General features: G+C 45.4%; 20 protein-coding genes. 12 read left to right on the plus strand and 8 right to left on the minus strand.

Translation table 11 applies throughout. The features are described 5' to 3' along the window. The first annotated feature begins 145 nt into the window (after nucleotides 1-145). Nucleotides 146-4,249, plus strand: a complete 4,104-nt coding sequence (locus tag QUB12_RS11005) for a replicative DNA helicase (protein WP_333306735.1) — start codon at nucleotides 146-148, stop codon at nucleotides 4,247-4,249. A 92-nt stretch (nucleotides 4,250-4,341) separates the two neighbouring features. Here the strand turns inward: QUB12_RS11005 and QUB12_RS11010 are convergent, their stop codons facing one another. Further along, entirely contained in the window at nucleotides 4,342-4,947 is a 606-nt protein-coding gene (locus QUB12_RS11010) for an FKBP-type peptidyl-prolyl cis-trans isomerase (protein ID WP_333144777.1), read from the minus strand. A 280-nt stretch (nucleotides 4,948-5,227) separates the two neighbouring features. Continuing rightward, nucleotides 5,228-5,554 (minus strand): phasin family protein, encoded by a 327-nt coding sequence (locus QUB12_RS11015; protein ID WP_333036214.1) that lies wholly within the window; start codon nucleotides 5,552-5,554, stop codon nucleotides 5,228-5,230. Between the two features lie 216 nt (nucleotides 5,555-5,770). Between QUB12_RS11015 and QUB12_RS11020 the strand changes: the two genes are divergently transcribed. The 4 genes from QUB12_RS11020 (at nucleotide 5,771) to QUB12_RS11035 (ending at nucleotide 8,681) form a co-directional block, all read left to right on the plus strand. Beyond that, on the plus strand, nucleotides 5,771-6,127 hold the full coding sequence (locus tag QUB12_RS11020; protein ID WP_333144776.1) for a zinc ribbon domain-containing protein: 357 nt from the start codon (nucleotides 5,771-5,773) through the stop codon (nucleotides 6,125-6,127). 203 nt (nucleotides 6,128-6,330) lie between these two features. Beyond that, nucleotides 6,331-7,296 (plus strand): BadF/BadG/BcrA/BcrD ATPase family protein, encoded by a 966-nt coding sequence (locus QUB12_RS11025; protein WP_333144775.1) that lies wholly within the window; start codon nucleotides 6,331-6,333, stop codon nucleotides 7,294-7,296. 223 nt (nucleotides 7,297-7,519) lie between these two features. Continuing rightward, the gene (locus tag QUB12_RS11030) at nucleotides 7,520-8,176 is read left to right on the plus strand and encodes a hypothetical protein (protein WP_333306737.1); all 657 of its coding nucleotides are present in this window, start codon (nucleotides 7,520-7,522) and stop codon (nucleotides 8,174-8,176) included. A 103-nt stretch (nucleotides 8,177-8,279) separates the two neighbouring features. Then, nucleotides 8,280-8,681, plus strand: a complete 402-nt coding sequence (locus QUB12_RS11035; protein WP_333144774.1) for an MgtC/SapB family protein — start codon at nucleotides 8,280-8,282, stop codon at nucleotides 8,679-8,681. A 920-nt stretch (nucleotides 8,682-9,601) separates the two neighbouring features. Here the strand turns inward: QUB12_RS11035 and QUB12_RS11040 are convergent. Then, on the minus strand, nucleotides 9,602-9,814 hold the full coding sequence (locus QUB12_RS11040) for a hypothetical protein (protein ID WP_333144773.1): 213 nt from the start codon (nucleotides 9,812-9,814) through the stop codon (nucleotides 9,602-9,604). 50 nt (nucleotides 9,815-9,864) lie between these two features. Next, nucleotides 9,865-10,095, minus strand: coding sequence for a hypothetical protein (locus QUB12_RS11045; protein WP_333109616.1), 231 nt, complete (start codon nucleotides 10,093-10,095; stop codon nucleotides 9,865-9,867). A 126-nt stretch (nucleotides 10,096-10,221) separates the two neighbouring features. On the opposite strand from QUB12_RS11045, the gene QUB12_RS11050 reads away from it, so the two are divergent. The 3 genes from QUB12_RS11050 to QUB12_RS11060 all read left to right on the plus strand — a co-directional run bounded on the left by QUB12_RS11050 (nucleotide 10,222) and on the right by QUB12_RS11060 (nucleotide 13,643). Continuing rightward, nucleotides 10,222-10,389, plus strand: coding sequence for a hypothetical protein (locus QUB12_RS11050; protein WP_333144772.1), 168 nt, complete (start codon nucleotides 10,222-10,224; stop codon nucleotides 10,387-10,389). Between the two features lie 82 nt (nucleotides 10,390-10,471). Further along, nucleotides 10,472-12,223: a hypothetical protein gene (locus tag QUB12_RS11055; protein ID WP_333144771.1), complete on the plus strand. Its 1,752-nt coding sequence runs from the start codon at nucleotides 10,472-10,474 to the stop codon at nucleotides 12,221-12,223. A gap of 793 nt (nucleotides 12,224-13,016) precedes the next feature. Continuing rightward, nucleotides 13,017-13,643, plus strand: coding sequence for a hypothetical protein (locus tag QUB12_RS11060; protein ID WP_333144769.1), 627 nt, complete (start codon nucleotides 13,017-13,019; stop codon nucleotides 13,641-13,643). Nucleotides 13,644-13,959: 316 nt separating this feature from the next. On the opposite strand, the gene cobS is transcribed toward QUB12_RS11060, so the two are convergent. Next, nucleotides 13,960-14,757 carry an adenosylcobinamide-GDP ribazoletransferase gene (cobS, locus tag QUB12_RS11065; protein ID WP_242722367.1) on the minus strand — a complete coding sequence of 266 codons (798 nt, stop codon included), beginning with the start codon at nucleotides 14,755-14,757 and terminating at the stop codon, nucleotides 13,960-13,962. Nucleotides 14,758-15,018: 261 nt separating this feature from the next. On the opposite strand from cobS, the gene QUB12_RS11070 reads away from it, so the two are divergent. The 3 genes from QUB12_RS11070 to QUB12_RS11080 all read left to right on the plus strand — a co-directional run bounded on the left by QUB12_RS11070 (nucleotide 15,019) and on the right by QUB12_RS11080 (nucleotide 17,293). Beyond that, nucleotides 15,019-15,468 (plus strand): hypothetical protein, encoded by a 450-nt coding sequence (locus QUB12_RS11070; RefSeq protein WP_333144768.1) that lies wholly within the window; start codon nucleotides 15,019-15,021, stop codon nucleotides 15,466-15,468. A 496-nt stretch (nucleotides 15,469-15,964) separates the two neighbouring features. Then, nucleotides 15,965-17,095 carry a tRNA guanosine(34) transglycosylase Tgt gene (gene tgt, locus QUB12_RS11075; protein WP_333144767.1) on the plus strand — a complete coding sequence of 377 codons (1,131 nt, stop codon included), beginning with the start codon at nucleotides 15,965-15,967 and terminating at the stop codon, nucleotides 17,093-17,095. A gap of 60 nt (nucleotides 17,096-17,155) precedes the next feature. Continuing rightward, nucleotides 17,156-17,293, plus strand: a complete 138-nt coding sequence (locus tag QUB12_RS11080) for a photosystem II reaction center protein K (RefSeq protein WP_006634808.1) — start codon at nucleotides 17,156-17,158, stop codon at nucleotides 17,291-17,293. A 173-nt stretch (nucleotides 17,294-17,466) separates the two neighbouring features. Here the strand turns inward: QUB12_RS11080 and QUB12_RS11085 are convergent, their stop codons facing one another. Together QUB12_RS11085 and QUB12_RS11090 are read right to left on the minus strand one after the other, a co-directional pair. Then, nucleotides 17,467-18,021, minus strand: coding sequence for a glutathione S-transferase family protein (locus QUB12_RS11085; RefSeq protein ID WP_333144766.1), 555 nt, complete (start codon nucleotides 18,019-18,021; stop codon nucleotides 17,467-17,469). Nucleotides 18,022-18,232: 211 nt separating this feature from the next. Then, entirely contained in the window at nucleotides 18,233-18,814 is a 582-nt protein-coding gene (locus tag QUB12_RS11090) for a manganese efflux pump MntP family protein (protein ID WP_333144765.1), read from the minus strand. Nucleotides 18,815-19,011: 197 nt separating this feature from the next. On the opposite strand from QUB12_RS11090, the gene QUB12_RS11095 reads away from it, so the two are divergent. Next, the gene (locus tag QUB12_RS11095) at nucleotides 19,012-19,611 is read left to right on the plus strand and encodes a cytochrome b/b6 domain-containing protein (protein ID WP_333144764.1); all 600 of its coding nucleotides are present in this window, start codon (nucleotides 19,012-19,014) and stop codon (nucleotides 19,609-19,611) included. 445 nt (nucleotides 19,612-20,056) lie between these two features. Here the strand turns inward: QUB12_RS11095 and QUB12_RS11100 are convergent, their stop codons facing one another. Continuing rightward, entirely contained in the window at nucleotides 20,057-22,363 is a 2,307-nt protein-coding gene (locus QUB12_RS11100; protein WP_333306739.1) for a cache domain-containing protein, read from the minus strand. Nucleotides 22,364-23,107: the final 744 nt, after the last annotated feature.

The following is a 23,107-nucleotide window of genomic DNA, read 5'->3' on the forward strand; positions in this document are numbered from 1 at the left end:
CGGAAAAACGGACACAAGCCCCGACGCTCATGAGAGTCGAACCTAAAATTTTAGGATCTTGTTCAAGCTCCCAGATTCATCTGTAGAGTAAATCTAAAATCTAAAATCTAAAATCTAAAATCGACTGACTGAGGACTATTGACTAATGAGCGATTTGATGCCGACAAATATAGAGGCAGAAGAAGCAATTTTGGGCGGGATTTTAATAGACCCCGAAGCTATTTCCCGAATTGCCGAACTGCTGCGACCGGAGTTTTTTGCCATCACCGCTCATCAAGTCATTTATCGATCGGCATTAGGGCTATTTTTACAGGGCCAACCTACCGATTTAATGACGGTAACAACTGCGCTAACCGACCGCAACCAGTTAGAGCAAGTAGGAGGACTAACTAAATTAGCACAATTAGTCGATCGCACAGTTTCCGCAGTCAACATCGACCAATATGCAGTTTTAGTAGAAGACAAATATCAGCGCCGCAAATTAATCGAAGCTGGCAACAACATAGTACAATTAGGTTACGAGACGGCAACACCACTAGAAACAGTCTTAGACCGCGCCGAACAAGAAATTTTCAGCATCACTCAAGAACGTCCGCAACAGGATTTAGTATCGATCGGCGAAACATTAAACCAAACATTTCAAGACCTAGAAAATCGCAATGAAGGCCTCACACTTCCCGGTATTCCGTGCGGTTTTTATGACTTAGATGCTATGACAGGAGGCTTTCAGCGATCGGATTTAATCATCGTTGCAGCCAGGCCGGCGATGGGCAAGTGCCAAGCAGCCTCTACCGTAATAGTAGAAAGTGATGGAACTGTTTCTAGTATAGAACAAATCTATCAAAAACGTCAAGCTGAATTACTAACATTAGGAGAAGATTGGCAATTTCACCTAACTAGACCATCAGCTTTTATAGATGATGGAATTAAGCCTGTATTTCGGGTTACAACAAGACTGGGACGCTTTATAGAAAGTACAATTACACACCCATTTTTAACAATTAAGGGCTGGCGGCAGTTGAGGGAAATACAAGTAGGCGATAAGATTGCTGTTCCCCGCAGGATGAATCTTTTTGGTAAAGAAACCATCCGAGACTGTGAAGTTAAATTATTGGCTTATCTAATTGGCGATGGGTGTTTGACACGCAGCGCGCCACACTTCACCAATGGAAATACTGCTATACTACAAGATTTTGCTGAAGCTGCTACTAGCTTCGGAGGTCTTAAGCTGCGATTTAACGATAAAGGGAGACGCGCACCAGAATATTATGTCATGGGCGATCGAGAAAGTTACACAGATAGTATAAAAAACTTTGGTTATAATTTAGAACTAATCCTTTTAAAACGAAATTTTGACTCTAAAAAATTAGCGCGAGAATTGAAAGTTCCACCGCGATTAGTCCGGTCTTGGGTGGAAGGAATAGCATTTCCCAATCAAGAATTATTTAGTGGCATTTGCAGAGTTTTAAGAGTAGATCCAGAACACCTAGCCGATGAGGGAATGGATGTTATTAATACAAGTCATAAAAATCCCCTGAGAAATTGGTTAGAAAAGTTAGGTCTGATGGGAAAAAATGCTCATGAGAAAACCGTACCGGACATAGTGTTTAGATTGCGGCGATCGCAAGTTGCCCTTTTCCTCAACCGCCTCTTTTCAACTGACGGCTGGGCAACCCTACTTACCAGCGGTCAATCTCAACTAGGCTACTGTTCTGTCAGCGAGGGACTAGCCAGACACGTACAGCATCTACTGCTGAGATTTGGCATCATTGCAGCCCTCAAAAAGCGTTCTGTCAAATACAAAAATACTCGTAGACCAGCTTGGCAAATCGATATTACTGATGCAAAATCAATCAAAACATTCATATCAGAAATTGGCATTTTTGGCAAAGAGGTAGCCTTATTCAAAGTAAAAGAAGCATTAGAAAATAAAGAATCTCACAATAACCGCGATTTGATTCCTGTAGAGGCGTGGGAATACCTAGCATTAGCAAAAGGCAACGAATCTTGGGCATCCTTAGCAAAACGCGCAGACATCAAAGGTCACTCAAATATCCACGTTGGTAAACGTGCGCTGTCCAGAGAAAGATTTTTAGTTTTAGCAACGGCTTTAGATAATTTATGGCTGAAAAAACTGGCAGATAGCGAGGTTTACTGGGATGAAATAGTTTCTATCGAACCGATGGGAAACAAGCAAGTTTACGACTTAACTATCCCGGAGACACACAATTTTGTGGCTAACGATATCTGCGTTCACAATACAGCTTTCTGTACCAACATCGCCCATCACATCGCCGCCGGACAGCAAAAATTGCCGGTTGCCGTTTTCAGCTTAGAAATGTCGAAAGAACAGCTAGTGCAGCGTATCCTGTCGAGTGAAGCCAAAATAGAAAGTAACCGATTGCGATCGGGTAGAATCAGTCAAAACGAATGGGAACCAATCAGTACAGCCATTGGCAATTTATCAGAACTACCGCTGTTTATTGACGATACTCCCAATATTACCGTCACAGAAATACGATCGAAAGTCCGCCGCCTCCAAGCAGAACAAGGCGGAACCCTAGGATTAGTCTTGCTAGATTACCTGCAATTAATGGAAGGTACCAGCGACAACCGCGTGCAAGAACTATCTCGAATTACCAGAAGTCTTAAAGGTTTAGCCCGCGAACTCAACGTGCCGATTATTGCCTTATCTCAGTTGAGTCGGGGTGTGGAAGCCAGGACAAACAAGCGGCCGATGATGTCTGATTTACGCGAAAGCGGATGTCTCGGTGGCGATAGTTTAGTTACCTTGGCGGATAGTGGATTAGAAGTCCCGATTCGTGATTTAGTCGGCAAATCTGGCTTTGCTGTTTGGGGATTAAATTCAGATACTCTGAAACAGGAAAAAGCGATGGTGACTAATGCTTTTTGTACTGGAGTCAAGCCCGTCTGGGAGATGACGACTTGCTTGGGAAATTCGATTACAGCAACAGGCAATCATAAGTTCTTTACATCAGATGGTTGGAAGCGGTTAGATGAATTAAAAATAGGCGATCGAATTGCTACACCTCGATCAATTCCTTGTACTGAAGTGCAGACGATGGGTAATGCTGAATTAGCTTTACTAGGACATTTAATTGGTGATGGTTGTACTTTACCCCGACATACCATTCAGTACACGACGCGAGAATTAGATTTAGCTGAATTAGTTGCACATTTGGCTACAGAAGTATTTGGTGATAAAATTAATCCCCGCATTAAACGCGAACGCGATTGGTATCAAGTTTATCTCTCCGCTAGTTATCGTCTCGCTCCCAATATTAAAAATCCGATTACTAAATGGCTCGAACAATTAGAAATATTTGGTTTACTTTCCCATGAAAAATTTATTCCCAGTTTAGTATTTACCCAACCGCAAGAATCGATCGCTCTTTTCCTTCGACACCTATGGGCAACTGATGGTTGTATCAAACCGACTAAAGGGAAGAAATGTCTTTATCCAGCTATTTATTATGCTTCTAGTAGCGAGAAGTTAGCCAGAGGAGTCCGTTCTCTGTTGCTTAGACTGAACATCAATGCGGCTGTCAGAGTTATTTCTCAAGGTAAAAAAGGGCGCGCACAATATCAAGTTTGGTTAGGAGGGAAATCAGACATAGAAATATTTGCGAATGTAATTGGTGCAGTTGGTAATTATAAAAAATCTAGTTTGGAAGAGGTAAAAATATATTTAAATAATGCTGATAGTGGGAAGACTAATCGGGATTTAATTCCGAATGAACTTTGGCGAACTCAAGTCAATCTTGCCCAAAAGCGCCTTGGTTTAACCGTCAAACAGATGCAAGATTGCTTAGGTATGCGTTATTCAGCCACAACGGATTACAAATGTGATATTGGTCGAGAACGCGCATATCAGTTGGGGAATATTTTGGATGCCGAAGAGATATTCAAGCTAGCTGTTAGCGATATCTATTGGGATAAGGTGAGAGAAATCAATTTTTGTGGCGAAGAAATGGTTTACGATATGACAGTAGAAAATATTGAAAGCTTTGCCACACAAGGTTTGTATGCCCATAATTCCATAGAGCAAGACGCCGACTTAGTAATTATGCTCTACCGCGATGAATACTATAACCCTGATTCCCCCGATCGCGGAATTGCAGAAGTAATTATTACCAAACACAGAAACGGGCCCACAGGAATCATCAAACTATTATTCGACGCCCAATTTACCTGCTTTCGCAATCTGGCATCTCCGAAGCGATCGTAAATCAACCAGAACATACACAGAAACCCGGTTTCTTAAAAAAAACCGGGTTTCTAAACACCGTAAAAGTTTTACGTTGAATTAGATTGAGCTACCTAACCAGCGATTTTCAACAATTCCACATCAAAAATCAGCGTAGCATTAGGAGGAATCACCCCGCCCGCACCGCGAGCACCGTAACCGAGTTCAGGGGGAATAATCAATTGGCGGCGGTCTCCAACTTTCATCGTACCGACACCTTCATCCCAACCCTTAATTACTTGACCCACGCCAATTTTGAACTGAAAAGGTGAATTGCGATCGCGCGAACTGTCAAACTTCGTGCCATCCTCCAAAGTTCCCGTGTAGTGTACGACAACCGTCTGCCCGGTTTTTGGAGTCGCCCCCTTACCCTCTGTCAATTCAACATATTTCAGACCTGAATCTGTGGTGACAGTTTTCTCAGTATTAACAGTTTTCTCAGTATTATCAGTCATGTCATTGCCAGCGATAGTAGCTGGTACCTCTGGTAAAGTAGCATCAGCTACTAGCAAGCTATTTTCATTCAAAGACTGCGCTGACAACTTCTCAATAGCAGTCTCGGGTAAAAGATTGTTCAATTCGGCTGCAACTGCTTGGGACCCAGAACCGCCCATTTGAGCGACTATCAAAAACAAAAAGCAAACCAGCATTACTCCCAAGCTGACTAGAACTCCTCGCAAAATTAATCCTCCTAATACTTTTAACCGCGATATCTCAGATATCTAAGACATCTCGTACAACAAGAAATACCAAATGTTATCTGAACTTTTCTACCAAAAAAGGGCAGGTTCCAGATAATTTGAAAGGCAAAAGTATGAAGTCAGAATGTTTGTAATTCTACATAAGTGGCTTCTACATAAGTGCCTTTTTTTAGCCTTCTGCCTTCGGGTGACAATCTTATCACAAGATAGCAGCGAACTTCTCGCGGGCGTTAGCGAAGCTTGCAGAAGAGGATCGAACTCAGCGCCAGTTACGGTTTTCTAAATCCCGCATCTGACGTTCTAAACGATCGAGCCTTCCGCGCAACTCATCCATTTCCGACTGTCGGGGAACTCCCATATCTTGCAGCATATTCCGTAGTTGCCGCTGCAACTGCGTATCCCAATTGCCCTGTTCAGACTTGAGGTGCTCCGTCATGTCATCCACAAAGGTTTTGGCTTGCTCGGAATTGATTTTGCCATCTTTGACCCATTGCTCGCTCACTTCCTGCAATTTCTCTGCCACCAGGGAGGTAGTACCAATGCCCAGCATTACCAGTTGTTTGAGTAAGTTGCTATTGTTATCCATAGATTTTTCCTAATGTTGGCCCTTTGATACCCGATCGGCTCAGGTCGCCTGCTGTCGCTGCGAAACCATCTGTAAACTTAAAGTTACATCAGCGCACACCTACCTTTCTATTTTGGAGCATCCAGCCGCCTGATGGCGAGGCGATCGCCCATTCTCGGCGTTCGGAAAACCCCCTAATGAGCCTACCCACCACATTACCCCATCACCCTGCTGTCTATGCCTGATTGCCCCCGCTGTCACCAACCTGTAGACGCCCAAGCGCTCGCCTGTGCACACTGCAAAATCCCCCTCAAAGCTTTCGGTCATCCGGGTATCCCTCTTTATCGATCGAAACCCGAAGAATTTCTGTGCACTACCTGTATTTATCACGAAGACGACACTTGCAACTACCCGCAGCGTCCCTTTGCCAAAGAATGCACGCTTTATCACAATCAAGCTGAGCCACTTGTGCCACAGACGATCCGTTACAGCAGCGGCGGCTGGCCACAATCAATCAAAAATTGGTGTCAGCGCCATCTGGTTTGGTTAGCATTATTAGGTTTAATTATTATTAGCATTGCTCTGTCGATTTAATCTCACATCTTGCACCATTCTGAAGAACAGGCTTTCCGGCCTGTTCCACAGGAGATTAATTTTCTTGTGGAACAGGCCGAAAAGCCTGTTCATAAAAGGCTTATTGACAATGGTGCAACATCTCAGTTTAATCTGATTGTACAAAGCGTAGAATAGAGAGATATCTGTTAATCTGGGTTGCTCTATTATTCTCTAAATTATTCATGAGTTACGTATTCGGCATCGACGGCGGCGGCACTAAAACAATCTGCCTTTTAATGGATGACAACCACCTTGTTTTAGGACGGGGTGAAGCAGGGCCGTCCAATTATCAAACCCTGGGAATTGAGACAGCAAAACAATCCATCCAATTGGCGATCGAACGAGCAGTTCTGTCCGCTCAGGTCGAGTCTGTAGGCAATCTCAACATAGAAGCAATTGGTCTGGGACTAGCAGGCGTCGGGCGTCCAAAAGATCGTGAAATAGTGCAATTTGTAGTGCAGAACTTGCAGTTGACGAATACTTTACCAGTAACCCGATCGTTCCTGCCCAGGAATATAGTAATTTCCAGCGACTGCGCGATCGCACTTGCTGGCGGTACAGGCCATCCAGTGGGTATCGCCGTTATTTCAGGAACCGGTTCGATTGTTTTTGGGCAAAACCGTCAAGGGAAAACTAAACGAGTCGGCGGTTGGGGATACATTTTAGGCGATGAAGGCAGCGGATATAACATCGCCCTTCAGGGTTTGCAAGCTGCTTTGAAGTTCTATGACGGACGCGAAGATTTTACTGTGCTTGCGGAAAAATTTCAAGAGCATTTAGGCCTCAATAACCTAGAAGAATTGGTAGAAGTCGTTTACGGGCGCGGTTGGGGAGTCAAAGAAATTGCTGCTTTAGCGCCGATTGTCGAGGGAGCAGCAGCAGAGGGCGATCGCGTCGCTGACTGCATTATCAATAATGCTGTGGCCGAATTAACCTATTCAACAAAAATAGCCATTTCAGCGCTATTTAACCAAACAGAAGAATTTGAAATTGTGATCGTAGGAGGTGTGTGGGGTGGAGAGGCAAATTGCCGAGGTCGGTTTGAAGCGGCCATAAGTGCGATCGCCCCAAAAGCTAAGGTAATTTCGCCCCGATACGAACCAGCTTTCGGTGCAGGATTGCTAGCTTTAAACGCTCTCAACAATTAATTGTTGACTGTTGACTATCTTCCTTATCTTCCCGATAGCCCCTGTCTTGCGGATTTTCTAGATTTTTCCAAATTTTAAACTTCTGGATTATCAACCTTATCTTCCCAACTGGTAGAATTCCAGCCTGCCATAATCAAAACATCAGATGAATGCGAAACCAGAAACAAATTTAGCAGTAGTGCGTTCCTAAGTAAACAAAAACGACAGCAAGGAGACAATTTATATGATTACTTCTCAAAAATGGCGTTCAGCAACAGCAGCAATCCTCGCACTGGGCATTACCGTTGGAACCAGCGCGCCGCTGGTGGTAGCTACTCCCGCAGAAGCCCAACAAAGAATTTCCCAATTTGATAGCATCCGAATTCCGTCGGGCAGTGTAATTCCAGTTAGGTATGAAAAAGACAAAATAGTTGTCACCCGCGAAGAAACGGCACCTTTAACTTTAACAGTAGCGCAAGACATCCGCACACCTCAAGGCAGAGTATTAATCCCTGCAGGCAGCCAGATAGTCGGGGCACTGCAACCTGTCAGAAGAGGCAATCAAAGTGGTACTCAATTTGTTGCCAGAGAGTTAATTATCAGCCGCCGCCAACGCTATCGGATTGACGGAAATTCAGGAATTATTACCCGAACCGAAAGAGTCCAAAAAGGTGCTGGCACAGGTTCAGTAGCGCAAGGTGCAGCCTTGGGTGCAGCAGCAGCAGCAGCACTCGCAGGCATTACCGGCGACAAAGCGATCGCGACTGAAGAAGTATTGGGAGGCGCTGGGATCGGCGCTTTAGCTGGAGTATTGTTGGGGCGGCGCAGCGTTGACGTGCTCGTGATTCGCCCGGAACAAGATTTGGCAGTGAGATTGCGATCGGACATCGTGCTCCGCTAATATTGGGCTATTCGGATTAATTATTTGCAGTAAAACATTGTCGATCGCTAACTTGTGGTCTCCCGATCATTGGCTAGGCATACTGTTAAGGTTGTGCCTAGCCATGTTTGTTGGCGGAATTATTGGATGGGAGCGCCAACTCAGAAACAAACCAGCGGGATTGAGAACTCATATGCTAGTAAGTATGGGTTGTGCACTGTTTGTTTTAATGCCGCTGGCAATGGGGAAAAATGAAAACGGAGGAGATGCTGTAGCGCGCGTAATTCAAGGGATTGCTGCCGGGATTGGGTTTTTGGGAGGCGGAGAAATCCTGCGGCAAAATCACCAGGAAAGAGGCAAAGTTGAAGTTCACGGCCTCACCTCTGCCGCCGCTATTTGGGTGTCAGCAGCTTTAGGAACTGCTGCCGGATGCGGGTTGTGGCAACTGGCATTAATTGGCGCTTTAATGTCGCTGTTTGTTCTGAGAGTAATTAAAGAGTTAGAGCGTCGAGCTCGTAGGAAATAGTCTCAAGGATTATATAAAAGTGGGTATAATAACCGTTATAACGTTTGTAGTGACGGGAAGTACGAGCGAGTTTTATGACGGTCAAAATCCTCACTACCAACTAATTTTATTGCGGTCGATGGAGGGTAAATAATATTAGCTGTTTCATACCAAGTCCAGTTAATCATTGAGCATAAATTGTTGGCCCTCATCCCAGCCATACCTCTCAAGAAAGTGAAAAATGAGCCTTACACAATTTGAGGATGATTATTGTGGGCATTGGTGTCAACTTAACGTTAAACCCTCATTCCGGCAGGGGTTTCAGCAAGAGTCTCAAAGTCAAAGTCCTCTCAAAGAGGACTAATGAGTTCTTCAGTCCTCTTTGAGAGGACTTTCGCTATGAGACAGGGAATTCATTCCCTGGCGGACTTCCGGGTGAGCGGGAGGACTGGCGGACTAAAAGCTTAAGTTGACACTAATATATTGTGGGGTGTTCCGCCTGGTGTGAAAATACACGCCTTCGGACTACGAGAGCCCATTCCACAAAAAAACAATCAAAATTATCCCGCAATTATGCAACGCCTACAAAGTGGCTCAAACGCTTGAAATCTCTGCTTGGGGCGATCGATAAATCTTCTCCATTTGATAGAGAATTAACAATACATAACTTTTCAAGCATAATGCTCAACTGTTACGAAGCAAACACCTTGACAGGTCTAGTCATCCAAGCCTGACCTTTGACGAGTCAAGTCCTCACTCTCCACTGACATATTCATTTTAATATTTATTTCAATTTTATTTAATTTGCTCAACACCCATTGAACCAAAATACCAATATTTTATAATTTAATTAGTAGAGAAGTCATCCAAAAATTATAGCTTTTCCGCGTTTGTTGAGGATAGAAAATAATCGTTATCTTGCCAGATAAGTGAACAAGAAATTAATTCCTATCCGGGTAAATTGGCATTTTAATCACTTCCAAAGACTCTTGCCTCACCCGACCAGCCATCGCAGCTAACTGCAAGCTCATAAAAGCATTCAAATCTTCCAAATCACACTTTGCTGAGGAAAAAATCTTCTGCATTTCATTTTCTGCTTCCAAACTCAGATATCCAGCGGCAATAGCTTGTTTTACAACTTCACGAACCTGCACTGTAGAAATGTCCCTTACTAAATTTCAACTAATCAAAAGCCAACTAATTACTAAAAGGAAGTTTCGGAAGCCGTCTCGCCAAAGATTTCAAATTTTTTCAGCTCGCGAGACTCTTGTTTCACTCCTCCGGACATAGCTGCTAGTTGCAAAGCCATAAAAGCATTTAAGTCTTCCAAGTCATATTTGGTGGTAGTTAACATCCGCCGCAGTTGATTTTCGGCTTCAAGGGTTAGATAGCCTAGAGCCAGAGCTTGCTGGGCGAGGTCGCGAATTAGTACCATAACACTTCCGGATTTTATTGGTTCAAGCCTCAGTATCAACTTTTTTCACAGAATCAGCAGTGACGGCTATTGCTCGATCGGTGTGACATTGTGACGGGCCACTCGTGACAGCCGGAGTCGCAGAGTGTGACTAATTATTTGCAAGGTTGTGACGGCGATCACATGGGGGATGCCAGAGGAGGAGTCGGAGAGTGGGGAGTCGGAGAGTGTCCGGGTGTCTGGGTGCGGGAGTCGGAGAGTGTCCGAGTGGAGGAGTCGGAGAGGGGGAGCATTTTTCTTCTTCCCTCGGACTAATGACTGATGACTACTGCCTTCTACCTTCAGAAGACGCTCAACGTCTATAATCAGCAAGTTAAATATTTACTGCAAGACCCATATGGAACTAGCTCATAAAGATTTGCTACAACAAATAGCCCGACTATCTGAAACTTATGCTAATTTGGCCGATCGCCTATCCCAAGCAGCAAAACAACTGCAAGACTCCGGCCTTCCTCCCTCTGACAGCTTGCTGCAAGAAGTAGCCACCTACAGCCGCAACTTTGCTGCAGTCCAAAAACAAGCTCTCGAAGCAAACAACTCCGCGATCGCCCCAGGGGAAATTACTTCCCTCAAAGACATTCAAAACTTAGTCGAGACTGCCGCAGCTTCTGAAGGTAAAGCAGAAATTCGCGATGCAGCATTGAAAGTGATCGATCGAGTATTGGCGATCGCCCACCGCGAACAAAGCGACTTCGCGCCCTTACAATCAGTTCATGCCAGAGCCCGCGAACTGCAGCGCGCAATTTCCGAATCAACCCCAACTCAACTGCATTCAGACGCAGAATCCTTAGTCAGCGGCAAACACCCAGTTTCAGCAGTCCTCGCCCTGGTGGAACAGCAAGACAAATTAGACGACGAACAGTGGGTAATCCTCGAAGAAACAGTCAGCGCCGCTTTTGGCAAACAAATAGCCGTAGCCATTTCCAGAGGCAAATTAACCATTGCTGAGATGGTAAAAGCAGCACCTGCAAAAGTCGAACCCGCATTTAAACCAGCGCCAGAACAAAAAATCAGCGCCGAACCTTTGCCAGAAGTGATTGTCATCCCGTCAGGAAATGTGGCACCGAAACAAGTTACAGTTGCGCCACAGATCCAGATTTTGGAATCCCCCGCACCTTCTGCCCCCATGCACGAGGTGATTATTGTTCCCAGTGTGGAAGTACCTAAGTCTCTTCAGACAACCGGTTCCGGGAACATTGTTTTTGGAGCACCTAGGGACATTCAACCAGCGGTGGCAGTAGAGGGCGCTTTGGGAATCAAAGTTTTGGTGCACATTCAGGGAATTGGCGATCGAACTTTCGGTTCTCAAGAATACGCGGGTTCTAAGGGTCAAGGGCGGCGCGTCGAAGGATTTCAAATTAATATCGATCCCCCAATTCCCGGCTTAAATGTCGAGTACATGGCTCACGTCGAAGGTGTTGGCGATACTCCTTGGCTCAGCGAGGGAGAATTGGCCGGTTTTCGGGGTCAAGCGAAACGAATTGAAGGATTTGCAGTGCGATTGAGCGGGCCGCAAGCTGATAAGTACGACGTATTTTATACCGCTCACATTCAGAATATCGGCGACACCGACGTGTCCTCCAACGGCGAATATTGTGGCACTCGTGGCAAAGCTTTGAGGATCGAGGGTATCAAAGTTTGGATCGCGCCGTCTGCTAGTTCGCAAGCTGCGGCGCCTGTGGGTTTAAAAGTGTTGGCGCATATTCAAGGAATTGGCGATCGAACTTTTAGCGATCGAGAATACGCGGGTACTAAAGCTCAAGGCCGCCGCGTGGAAGGATTTCAAATTAAAATAGAGCCTCCCGTTGCCGGTTTAAATTTGCAGTACATGGCTCACGTTGAAGGAGTTGGCGACACTGCTTGGATCTCGGAAGGGGAGTTAGCTGGATTCCGGGGCAAAGCCAAGCGGATTGAGGGATTTGCCGCGCGGCTGACTGGGCCGCAAGCTGATAAGTATGACGTATTTTATACGGCTCACATCCAGAATGTGGGCGATACTCCTGTTACTGCTAACGGTCAATATTGCGGCACTCGCGGCAAAGGTTTGAGGGTTGAGGGGATGACTGTTTGGGTTGAGCCGAAAGCGTAAAAAGTGAGAATGAATGGAAAATTTGCATGGGATTTTCCATTCATTTAACACCGGGTTTTTAACCAAAATATGCCATGACATTCAGGGGTATTAGGTGAAAAAATCCGGTTTATCGCCACCCAACGACAGGAATTATAGCGCACGATCTCAGAAACCGGGTTTCTGAGTGTATTTTTCGTACTCAACCGAAATTTGTCGCAGAAACCCGGTTTCTCGTCACCTGCAAAGTCTTGGCGCACGCTGATCTCACTACTATTTGTTAAATTGGTTGAAAATAATGCTTGAACAATAGGTAAAAGCTTCAAAAACAAGAGTTAAGTTTAATCAAATTTTGTATATTAAACTGGTCGGCGTTGCTTAATCAGGGCATCAAAAAAAATAGTTAAAAATCCAGAAGCTTTGTGGATAGTGGTTTCTCTGATATCATTTCCGGTTACACTCATACATGATGTTGACGGTTGACGGTTGACGGTTGACTGTTCACTGTTCACTGTCAACAGTCAACCGTCAACAGTGAACTCGAATTTACTATTCCGATGCTAACGGATTTGATATGACTTGCATATTTAGCCCTTCATACCGTAAATCAGCAACGCCACTTTTTGTTGGGTAGAGTTTCGATTCGCACTGTACTCGACAAAACAGGACAACCCGACCAATAATCCGTAACTCAACTCGATGACTTATTTCCCTTGCAACACCGTACCGTTCGAGGAGAATTGTAGCTGCGATTAATATCATTTACAGTAATTAATAGCGAAACAAAACCTATAATGGTCAACTAGAAAAAATTATGCCATACAGTCAATTTACTACGATCGCCAAAGCGAAACAAGCTTTCGGTCTCACAGTCCAAGAGGGAACTCGCTTTATACCTCCGCTAAACCCGATCGCACCCTCAGACATTCTCAGCGGTACTCTCAATGATAGCCTCCCCATCGTCGCTACATCGGGAAGTGAAAAAGCGCGATCGGAAGGAATCATCTATCCCGTACTGCTGGAAGTGAGGCGGATTCTCGATCGCCAAATTAGCCTCTTCTCCGGCGAAGATTTCACCATCGACGAAGCTGTCGGACTGAATGGAGTGTTTGATTTTCTGCTGACGCGATCGTCCGAAGTCCTAGAAATTGAAGCCCCCGCCGTTGTAATTGTCGAAGCTAAAAAGACCGACCTCAAAAGCGGATTGGGTCAGTGTATTGCCGAAATGGTTGCCGCTCAACGCTTCAATCAAGCCAAAGAAAAAAACATCCCCATCATTTATGGGAGCGTGAGTAATGGCATTCAATGGCAATTTATCCAACTCGAAAACCAAACTGTGACGATCGACTTATCCGTCTATCCTCTGCCCCCTGTCGAGCAAATCCTCAGCTTTTTCGTTTGGATGATGCAGAATGATGCCGTTAACTCAGAAACAATTTAACCGATACTTTTTTGCTAACATTTGCTAACAAATACATAAGTTGAGATCATATCTCAACCAAGGCGTATCAACCGATGCCCGTAGAATTTTCTACAAGCACTTATATTCTTGCCTTCAGCTTGGTTATCGCTTACAGCCCCACGCCAATCTGATTATTTGCTTTGATAATGTAGAGGCAACTTATTTATATAGCGGTTGCGTACTACCAAGGTTTTTCACCTACATCTGAGTGGCTAAATTCATTCTATATGACATGAAGACCAGAAGGCAAATGTAAGTGATTGTTAGCAAATCTCAGAAAAAGTCTTACTGTTAATCAACCTTCCAAAGCCGCCAAAAGACACAGCAACAAAGCCTCCGTCCACTCGACTACAGCACCGTAAGTATCGCCCGTGTGGCCGCCCAAACGGTGGTTAAACCAGGCTCCGGCAAAAATTCCGATCGCACTTCCCCCCAAAGCCATCCCCACCGCCAACAGCCACCGATCGCCCTCCAAGACAACTTGCACCACGCTCAAACTCAGCAGCAACAGCACTCCCGGTATAAAATCAAAAGGAGAATAAATCGATTCCTTGTGAAAAGCTCCCTTACCCTCTGCCCGGAGATAGGGATAGCGGGCGATCGCCACCAGTTGGGCCCACCTCCCCCAACCCGCGACACCCATCAAAGCCAGCCAGCGATAGTTATTCAAGTCCGAGAGAGCGGCAGTTTTCAGCAGCACGATCGCGATCGCAGCCATCGCCCCAAAAGCCCCTGTAACGCTGTCCCGCATGACTTCCAGCCGACGCACGGGGTCGGGTACAGCCAGCCCGTCCGCCGCGTCCATTGCCCCGTCTAGGTGCAGCCCGCCAGTCACCGCGATGCCCAAGACTACCACCAAGGCCGATCGAGTCAGAGCAGGCATTCCCAACAACTGCAACCCAACATCCGCCAGTCCCACCATCCCCCCAATCAAAAGCCCGATCGCCGGTGCCAAGCGGGCAATGCCCCGAAACTCCAAAGTCCAAGACACCGGTACCGGCAAACAAGTATAAAAAGCGACTGCGGCTGCGATGGCAGCGCCTTGATTCCGGAAAAAGTCGATCGTAGAGCGAACCCATTTATCATGCACCATAAGATAGAAAATTTTTCATCTGGTATGCAGTTGTCAATCGATTAGCGTGTGCCAGAATTGGACTGTAACACCCTAGTTTTTTGGATCGAGCATTCCTCCTGTCGCCCGCTCTTTTCCCCGGAAAACCTCTGTCGGCAGCGATCCCAAAGCTCCCTATCTAAAAAGACTAAACTCAAGATCCGCGTTTCCCTTCCCAAAAATTCTAGCTAACTCCCTGATTTTCAAGACGGGAACATACACTACAACAGAGGCTTTTACTCCATGAGTCACGATCAATTGAATAACAGGGTAGTTGCTCCTTGCATCATCGATACAGGGATTGTCGTCAACAAACGCGATATCAAAAGATTGCTGTTTGATTTAGGACGTGTCCGCTACCTTCACATACAAGATGGCCAGATTTATAGCGAAGGGGAAGGTTATGTACTCGAAGTCTTCGCCAACCCCCACCGTTCTACCCTGATTGCCAATCATGCGCTTTATTTGAACGTGTATAGTTTTGATTACCTGGAACTGAAACAGTCCCCGGTCGATGGTGCTTATTTTGACTTGGTTCAAGACGGACGGCTGTTGCGGTTAATTCCCCTCTCCAATCCTTTGCAAGAACAATTCGCCCGGAATTTAAATGCTGCGGCTTTGGATGCGGTTGTCGATCAGGTACTCTCAGGCAACTGGGATCTGCAATTGGATGATGATGATTCCCCCTTTTAATGGTCAGTCGATTTTAGATTTTAGATTTTAGATTTTAGATTTACTCGCAGCGCCGTGAATCTGGGAGGTAGAACTAAGGTCTAAAATTTTTTGCCCTCCACGACGATTGTCGGAAACTTGTCTCCGTTTTTGGGCGGGGTCATTCGATTTTAGATTTTCGATTGTCGATTTTGGATTGACTTGCGCGAGATAAATTCGGGGGCTTGAGGATTTTCGATTGTCGGTTTTGGATTGATTCCACGGATAAATCACGTGGCGGGTACCATCTAGAAATTCTCGGTCATGAGTTTTTTGTCGCGATGTCAACAACAATAGATTAAATAACACTCACATCTTGCACCATTCTCGCTTAACAGGCTTTTCGGCCTGTTCCACAAAGAGTGAATTTTCTTGTGGAACAGGCCGAAAAGCCTGTTCCTAAACAAGTAATTGAGAATGGTGCAACATCTCAAATAACACGGACGGCCGAGTAGCGGTTAACGAGCATCGAGGACTAATGACTGAGGACAAGGCGAAATTTTCTTTTAAATGTCAGGCTAATTGCAGCCATACCCAAGCGCGTGCAGGGGTTTTTGCTACTCCCCACGGTGTTGTGGAAACACCTAAATTTATGCCAGTGGGGACGCTAGCTAATGTCAAAACTTTGACACCTGCACATCTTGAGGCGGCGGGTTCTCAAATGGTTTTGGCAAATACTTATCACTTGCACTTGCAGCCGGGGGAAGCAATTGTCGCAGGCGCGGGCGGATTGCATAAATTCATGGCTTGGCCGGGCCCGATGCTGACGGATTCGGGTGGCTTTCAGGTGTTTAGCTTGAGCCAAATGCGGACTATTTCTGAGAATGGGGTGACTTTTCGCTCTCCCCGCGATGGCCGCATGATTAATTTGACGCCGGAACGATCGATCGAAATTCAGAATCAGTTGGGCGCCGATGTGATTATGGCCTTTGACGAGTGTCCCCCTTACCCGGCTACACGGGAGGAGGTGGAGGCGGCCACAAATCGCACTTACCGCTGGCTGCAACGCTGCATTCAAGCTCACTCGCGTCCGGATCAAGCTTTGTTCGGCATCGTCCAGGGGGGCGTTTTCCCTGATTTGCGATCGCGCGCGGCGAACCAGTTGGTAGATTTGGATTTACCAGGCTACGCCATCGGCGGCGTTAGTGTGGGGGAATCGGGGGATTTGATCGCAGAGATTGTGAAGGTGACTGCGCCCCTGTTGCCGGCCAATAAACCGCGTTATTTGATGGGGATTGGGACTTATCGGGAAATGGCGCTGGCGGTGGCGAGTGGGGTAGATATGTTTGACTGCGTGATTCCGACTCGGCTGGCCCGCCACGGGACGGCTTTTGTTGGTGGGGAACGCTGGAGTTTGAAAAATGCTCGGTTCCGGGACGATTTTGCTCCGCTGGATGAGTCTTGTCCTTGTTATACCTGCCAAAAATTCAGTCGGGCTTATTTGGCCCATTTGGCGCGGGCTAACGAAGTGCTGGGGTATACTTTGCTTGCGATTCACAATGTGACGGAGTTGATTCGCTTTACTGGGAGGATGCGGGAGGCGATTTTTGCCGATCGATTTACTGAAGAGTTTGCCTACTGGCTTGCACCGAGAGTCGATCGATCATGATTGCCGTGGGTGAAGATATGCGACAATTATGAAAATTGTGTTGGATAGGTAGGTTGATTCATGGAAGCTGCATTACTCTTAGCAAAACTGCCCGAAGCTTATTCGATTTTTGAGCCTTTGGTTAATGTTTTGCCGGTCATTCCCGTATTTTTCTTGCTGCTGGCTTTTGTTTGGCAGGCGGCTGTAGGATTCAGATAAGTTTGATTTTGCTAAAAGCAGGGGCAATTTATGAATTGCTCCTGCTTTTACGTGTTGAGTTTTTGGGCTGATCTCGTTTACGGTTGTTTCGGAATGATTTAACCGCAGAGACCGCAGAGACCGCAGAGGAAGAGAAGAGAGAGATGAATAATTAATCCGTGTAGTGCCTTGCTTCAGCTACCGCCGATCGCACTTTTGAATGCCGGTCTTTCTGTGATCCGCTTGATGTAATCTACAACAGCCGGATAAGGACTGAGGTCGAGTTTTAGCATCATCGGAATGTAGGCTAAAATTGACCCGACTGCTGCGTCGGCGACGCCGAATTCATCACCCATTAAAAATGGCTGTTTCTCGAAGATTTCATTTAACGGTTTTAACAACTTGGGAGTTTCGCGATCGCGAGTTGCTTCTGTAAATATTCCCGGCCCCAGGGTGGCGTTAGCAAACGTGACCCACTGCACGATTTGAGCTTGCTGCTCCAAAGTGTCTGGCATTTTACCATGTTTTTGAGCTAAATATAGCAGAATTGCGCCGGATTCCCAAAGTTTAAAATCTCCATCAACAATTGCCGGTACTTTGCCGATCGGGTTAATTTCGAGATACTCTGGCTGCAAGTGTGCCCCTGCTTGCATATCCAGGGTGACGAATTCGTAAGGAATTCCTATTTCTTCTAGATACCACTTGACAATTGAGGCCCTGCTGCGGGCTCCGCCGTAAAGTTTCAGCACAAAATTTTTATCCTTTAACGCAATATTGCTGTTATAGCATTTTTTGGTCAGTTGTCAGTTGTCAGTTGTCAGTTGTCAGTTGTCAGTTGTTAGGAAAGCAGTTGTCAGTTGTCATTTGGGAAAATTCCCAATTATCTTTTTGCCAATTACCTTTTTCCCAATTACCCATTCCATTACCAATGACTACTGACTAATGACTGCTGACTAATGACTAATGACTAATGACTAATGGCAGTTCTGTCAAGTGCATAAACAAGATTCTGCTGCCAATAAAAATCAAAATTGCTCCGCCCAATATCTCAATTTTATTAGCAAACAAGTTGCCGCACTTGTTCCCGATAAACACGCCTGCAAAGGCTAAAAAGAAAGTAATAAATCCGATCGCAGTCACCGCAAGAGCAATAGAATCTTTCAGGACAGCAAATCCGATACCAACTGCGAGGGCATCGATACTCGTCGCCACCGACAGCGTTATCAAAGTCCCCGTATCTAAGGGATTGAACTTTTTCTCGCATTCTTCGCCTTGCAGCGATTCGTAAATCATTCTCCCGCCAATGAAACTCAACAGCCCAAAAGCTATCCAATGGTCGATCGGTGTTATCAAAAAACTAAAACTAAGACCGATTAACCATCCTATTACGGGCATTAAAGCTTGAAAACCTCCGAAAAATAAGGCAATTTTTAAAGCTTTATTGACCTTCATGTGTTTGATTGCTAAACCGCTCGAAACAGCGACAGCAAAAGCATCTGCTGCTAGTCCCAAGGAAAGTAAGATGGTAGTGGCTGCATCCATTTTTGTAAAGTGTTAGGTGTTATAAATAAAGTGTTCCTCTTGACTGTTTTAGTTTACACTTAATTTTGATATTATTGCGTTTTTATCATAATGTTTTCATTTTTATTTCAGATTTATTTCACAATTGGCGAGGGTTGAAAAAATTTGCGCTTAGCTGTATTATGTAAAAGATTATTTATCAACTAGCAGAATTAACGATGCCGCCATCTAGATTGTACCAGCCACTGCTGCTCAGGTTACTGCACGGGGTTAACGCTGCGATCGCCCTTTTAGCAATTGTGAGCGCATTTCTGGTTTACAACACCTACGATGGGCGGTTTGGCAAAGTCCCCGTGCCCCAGATTGCAGATATTATCGGGATTCACGGCACTTTTGGCAAGATGTTGCTGTTAGGAATAATGCCGGCTTTTGCATTGTACAGTTTCCACGCAGGTCAAAAACGCTTGGTGCAGCCGGATTCTTTTGGGAAACTAACGCAGTTGGGAAAACCGATTTGGTGGTACAGTTTGCACCGGATTGTGAACACGTTGATGTTGCTGGCACTGACTTGGGCGATCGCTTCTGGCAGTATGGTTAAGGAAGAATGGCTGCCGGCTGGGGAATTGACGCGGGTTTGGTATTATTTACACGCTTCTGGTTGGGTGGTATTGGTATTTTGTCTGGCAATGCACTTGTTGATGAGTGCGAAGGTGGGGGGTTTGCCACTAATTTTGTCGATGTTTGATGCCGCGTATCGCCCGGAGGATTCGCCCGCTGCTTGGTGGAAGAAAATTCGCTCTTTGGTCGATCGCTCTTAATGTGAAAATGCTTAATTTGAAAATGAACAGAAATATTTTATTAATTGTTGCGGAAGTCTTAGTCATGGGAGGCTGGTTGTTTGCTGTGGTTGCACCTTTATTATTTCCATAATCCTATCATAGCAATTTGGGTTAACAAATGATCGTTAGGTTTGTAGTGAGGACTTCAGCCCTCTGTTTTATGGCTAAAGTCCTCATACCAATTTAATGTGAAGTTGCACATATCTCGATCCCCCTCGCATCCCCCTTAAGAAGGGGGACTTTGAGAGGAATCTTGTCCCCCCCTTTGTAGGGGCGGTGCCCCCGTGCCCGCCCTCTTGGCTAGGGGGGATCAGATTCTATGCAACCTCATAAAAAATTGGTATCAGTACAAACCGAAATTAAGCTTTTCGCGCAGCTTGCTAGCAAGATTTGCGACGGGTTTCTCTGGCGGCCAAATGCGATATCAAACGATCGGCAATTTTACCCTAAATTCAGCACCGCCCCCAGTTTGAGATTTAATTTGAGGTTGAACCGGAGATTCAACTGTCAGGCGGCCGCCGTGCAATTCTACAATAATTTTATAGCAAACCGACAACTCCAACCCGGTAAAATTTTTAAAGGATTTAGTATGACCAAACTCCTCAAATATTCTGGGTTGAATTTCCGGCGGAATAATTGAGCCATTGTGGGCGATCGCTACAACAATAAATCTGCCTTTATATTCCTCGACAATATCGGTTTTGATTGTAATAATTTGAGCGGAATTTTCAATACTTTTAACTGCATCTATAGCATGGATGATCAGACTCGCGAATACCTGGCTCAGTTGACCGGGATAACAAAAAATTGGTGGCAGGTTGTTGTACTCCTTGACTACTAATATTTTTTGCTCCAGTCTGTGAGCCAGCAACAGCAAAAGATTGTCGATGCTCTCATTAACGTTGGCGTGTTCTTTGTTGGCTTCGTCAGGAAGTGAAAATTTCCTCAAAGCCAGGACTATCTGGCGAATGCCATCGGCTCCTATTTTCAAAAAATTGAGGATTTGTGGCAACTCTTTGCTGATAAAATCTAGGTCGCAACGCTCTATTTTTTTGGCAATTCGTGGCACAGGCTCAGGATATTGTTCTCGATAGAGGCGAATTATACTAAGCAAATCTTTGATATAATCATTGAGGTGAATCAGGCGGCCGTAAATAAAGTTAATCGGGTTATTAATTTCCTGAGCAACTTCGGAGGCTAGTTGACCCACAATTGTAATTTTTTCGCTTTGTACTAAATGCTCTTCGGTGATTATGAGTTTGGCTAATACTTCTTCCAAAAGTTGGATTTCTTCTTGAATTTGCCCGTGGAGTTGGGATTGGGAAATTGCGATCGCCAGCGAGTCTGCAATTGCTTCCAAAACTTCCACCTCGTCGGGAGTCGCAAACCGGCGCTTTGCACAGGCAAACAGATATCCAAGCCGATGATTCTGAGTTAGTACGGGTACTGCTGCGTAGTGACGATTTGTGAGTTCGATATGGGCGTGTTCCTCAGACGCTGTGGCATCAGGGGCGGCGGTTTTATGTAGCAGTATCGTTTCGCAGCGGTGAAGCCGTGCAGCTAAATCTCCAGAGGGCCCTCCTGGAACACCAAAGATTCCCAAGCGCCCCGGCAAACCTTCCCGGCAATATTCCCAGCCAAATTCTAAAGTATCTTGTCGGGGGTCGTACCATGCGAAAATTGCTCGATCGAGCTTCAGTAAAGTACCGAGTTCGTCTACTGTAGTTTGGAGGATGCGATCGAGGCCCAAGCAAGCGCGAATGCGGCCGGTCAAGCGGTGGAGAAGGGCTTCTGTGCGACTGCGAATGCCATTTAGGACAAACAGCTTGAGCGCCACCATTGTTGCGAAAATAGCTGCGGCGGCAAGTACGCCGGCGGCTACTGCTAGTATCTTGAAAGGAAGGAGTTCTTTTTCGAGATTGTCGCGGGGAATTACAACGGCGATCGACCATTCAGCTTGTTCTAAAGGAAGATAGGCAACATAAACTCTGGCGTCGTTGATTTGAGTCAGCACAATGCCCGTTTTTTGATAAACCATCTCCCGCGCTACATTCGCCAAATTAGCATCTGCGGACTCTAAAAGACTCGGAGCCGGCTTGTGGATATTTCCGATTAATCGAGCGTCGGGATGGACAATTGGCACTCCTTGAGAATTGAGAACAAAAGCGTAAGTTCCTGCCCCATATTCCAGCTTTCCTACTACTTCGGCAATTCGATCCATGCTAATGACGCCGTTCATTACTCCGATCGGCTTTTCGGTTGTTTTATCAAGAGAATTTACCGAACTTGACCACACTGGAGCCGAAATGGGAACAATCCTTCTTGGTTTTTTGAGCGTGCGAGAAATGGTAGGATCTGAAACATAGACTTCCCCAGCCATTGCCTTTTTGAAGTGTTGGCGGTCGCTAACATTAATCAAGGATCTGCCCACTTTTGTGGTGAAATAAGAACCGTCGGGATCAATTAATGCCAAGTGCTGGAATTCTTGCAGTCGATTTACTTCCGATTTTAAATAAGGCTGTGCCACTGACCAATTCATCGAACGAACGGGAGGAGTGTGGGCGAGGATTTCGATCTCAGCCTTTCTAGTGCCGAGCCAGCGATCGATCTTGTTGGCGCGCTCCCTAACTTCTAACAAAGCATTTCGCTCGCTTTTGGTGATAATCAAGCGGCGAACGCTTTGATAGCTGATACAACCCGTAATGCTAGCTGCCAGAATTGTTACGCCCAAAATTAAGAGCGCAGTTTGGTACCCAAGATGGTATTCGCCCTTTAATCCCGCTGGCAATAGTCTAGTTAATTTCCACCACTTTACTCTCGCAAAGCTTCGCATGGTTTGACCAATTTGTGAGATTGAAATCCTTAGCTCACCTACGCTGTACTCGCCCGCCTGCCAGTCGTCTTAAACTACTAGCATTCAATAATTGCGGGGATTTTTTAATTTTTTCCCCCCGAGCAGATCCTCTCGTTTCCGGTTGCACCGAAATGATATAAAGGACACGGCAGTGCCGTTTCCCTACCCAGATTAATTGTAGGGACACGGCACTGCCGTGTCCTAGCGGTGGGTAATATTAATTCCGAGGCTACCCGATTTGATATCACTTTGTTAAACAGGAATAATATCATACCACATTTTTGACCAATTAAAAAAGTTTATCAACTACTTAATTTTTGTTTACAGTCGTTAATAATTTATGTTATTTAGGTGATGTGAGCAGTAGACATTTTAGGTTGAGATGTTTGGTGTGTGTATTAATCAATAGTCCAGACTGTTTTTAGTTCGTAGTCTGAAACCCTTGATTTTCGGTTGGTATTTCGAGTACGCGATCGCCTTGAAACCGTTATTCTACGGTTGGTAATCAAAAACTGTCCGCAGTATTGCTTAATAACGAAATATTAAAAGTTTTTCGTTCATTATTAATGAAGGAAAAACTTGTTAAATCTTTAATTTACATCTCAACAATCAAAACTATTT

Origin of the sequence: Microcoleus sp. B7-D4, assembly GCF_036705125.1 — a bacterium.
Lineage (GTDB): Bacteria > Cyanobacteriota > Cyanobacteriia > Cyanobacteriales > Microcoleaceae > Microcoleus.